This is a genomic window from Cellvibrio sp. (assembly GCF_053579595.1).
In genome coordinates, this window is record NZ_JBRFPI010000522.1 from 1 (window position 1) to 2,381 (window position 2,381).

A 2,381-nucleotide genomic window follows, 5' to 3' on the forward strand; every position below is an offset into this window, starting at 1 on the left:
AGTTTGAGTTGTCTGGCTGCGTGCGTATCGGCGCAGGACGCCAGCCTGTTTGAGCTATCGCTAGAGGAACTGATGCAGGTTCCTATCACCGCCGCTAAACGCGAACAGCAGTGGGTGGATGTCGCTGCGACTGTGGATGTGTTCGAAGGCGAGTCGCTGCGCGATAACCAGATCAACCATTTTCGCGAGTTAGCCGGGGCTGCACCGGGATTGGTGTACGGGCGGGTCGGTAATACCCCGAATATTTATCTGCGCGGAATCGGCAGCGATTTAATGAGTGTGGCCGCCGATGCGAGTACAGCGGTGTATCAGGATGACGTTTACCTCGCACGGCCCGAGATGGGGCTGGCGCACTTTTGGGATATTGAGCGCATCGAAATTCTCAAGGGTCCGCAGGGCGCGCTTTACGGCCGCAACGCGACCGGCGGCGCGATCAATATCATCAGCGCCCGCCCATCATTCGAGCAAACCCAAGGTTATGCGCGAGCGACCACGGGCAGTTTTGCCAACCGGCAAATCGAAGCAGCCCTTGGTAGCCCAACAGGCGATAAGTCTGCACTGCGCGCTAGCGTTTTACTGATTCGGGATGAGGGTTATACCGAGGATCTGGATGCGCGCCACGGCAATGAACTGGATAACAACGAAGTCGCCGCGGGGCGCGTTGAGTGGCGCTGGGCGGTGAGCGATCAATTGGAGAGTTCGCTGAGTGCATCCCACTATCAAAACAACAGCGACGGCTTTAGCCTCACCCCCGCCGACCAACGCGGGTTAGCCGACCAGCTGGGCGTGCTCCCCACGCCCGGCTTTCACCAGATCCGCAACGACCTGCCGACCTTTAGCGACTATCAAACCCAGGGGATCAGCTGGCGGCTGGATTGGCGCGGCAAGGGATTTGACCTGCAGAGCATCAGCGCCTATCGCAATCTGGATAGCCGCTACCTGCTCAACACCGATGGCACCGAGATCCCGGTAACCGAGTCGCAGGTGGTATGGTCCCAGCAGCAGCGCTCGCAGGAATTCCGCTTGGTATCGACCAACACCGGCGACTGGCAATGGCTGCTGGGTGCGACCTGGTTAGAGGAAACACCGACGCTGGACGTCGGTCTGGTTCGTCATCCGCTGAATACCTCCATCGTCATCAACTCCTTTGCCGAAACCTGCGCCTGGGGTTTTTATGGCGAACTGGGGTGGGATTTTAAACCCGACTGGAACCTGAAACTGGGGCTGCGCGACACCCGCGAGCACCGGCGCGATGGCAACCAATTCCAGAGCACAGGCGATTTACAAGGGCTGGATTCTGACTTGCAATTGGCGCGAGTGACCGGCAGATCCAACCACGCGGAGACCTTTGAAAAACTCTCGCCGCAACTGGTGTTGAGCTTCGCACCCGACGGCAGCGCTGCGCGGGATTTGCTCTATCTCAGCATTACCGAAGGATTTAAATCCGGCGGCGCAAACTCCCTGTCCACCCGCCCCGGGTTCAAGCCCGAGGAGATCACCAGCATAGAAACCGGCTACAAATACAGTCAGGGTCAGATCGCACTGCATATCGCTGGCTTTCACTACGATTATCGGGATTTGCAGGTCATCACGTATGAGGCGGGCACCACCACAATCACCAATGCAGCCTCAGCCAAACTCAGCGGCATGGATGCCAGCCTGCGTTGGTCGCCAGTACAGCAATGGCAGTATCAGCTGGGGTTGACGTTTTTGGATGCCGATTACGACCACTTTGTCACCTCACTGGCCGGTGCCCCCAAGGATGTATCGGGCAAGCAGATGCCACTAGCGCCCACTTGGGATATCAACCAAAGCCTCGCCTATCAGCCCAATGTGGACTGGCAGATTTCCTTGCGCCACCACTACCAGAGCCGCACTTATTTCAACCAGTTTGAAGATGAGGTTATCTCCAGCCCCAACCGCCATCTGTTCGATCTACGCCTCACGCGAGCTTTGAACACGCACTGGGAGCTAGCCGCTGCGGTTTACAATCTGACCGACAAACACTACTACCAAAACCTGACCCGTTTTACCTCTACCAGCCCCGCCTCGGTCCCCGAGGGCAACGCCCTGGGCGTAACCGCGCCGGGGCGGCGCTGGATGATTGAAGCCAGTTACCACTACTGATTACGGCGCTTCAATTCGAGCTGCCCGATACTGCTCCGCCATCAACGTCACCACTCGCTGCGCACCCAAACCCAGCGGCCGCTCGCGCGACCAGACCAGATCGATCCACAATTCCTCGCCGTTGGTGAAGTTTTCAATCGGCAATTCCACCAGCATCCGGCCATTGATGTAAGGCTGAACACAGGCGCGCGGCAACCAGGCCCCACCCAGTTCGGCGAGCACCAACTGCAGGGCAACCTCGGGCTGATCCACCC

2 protein-coding genes are annotated in these 2,381 nt (G+C 58.5%); one reads left to right on the forward strand and one right to left on the reverse strand.

Features of this window, described 5'->3' with window-relative positions; translation table 11 throughout:
• Window positions 1–2,127 (forward strand): TonB-dependent receptor (locus tag ACWA6V_RS20640; protein WP_449524248.1); only part of this gene is annotated, 2,127 nt, incomplete at its 5' end.
• Here the strand turns inward: ACWA6V_RS20640 and ACWA6V_RS20645 are convergent.
• Window positions 2,128–2,381: LysR substrate-binding domain-containing protein (locus ACWA6V_RS20645; protein ID WP_449524249.1), on the reverse strand; the 254-nt coding region annotated here is incomplete at its 5' end.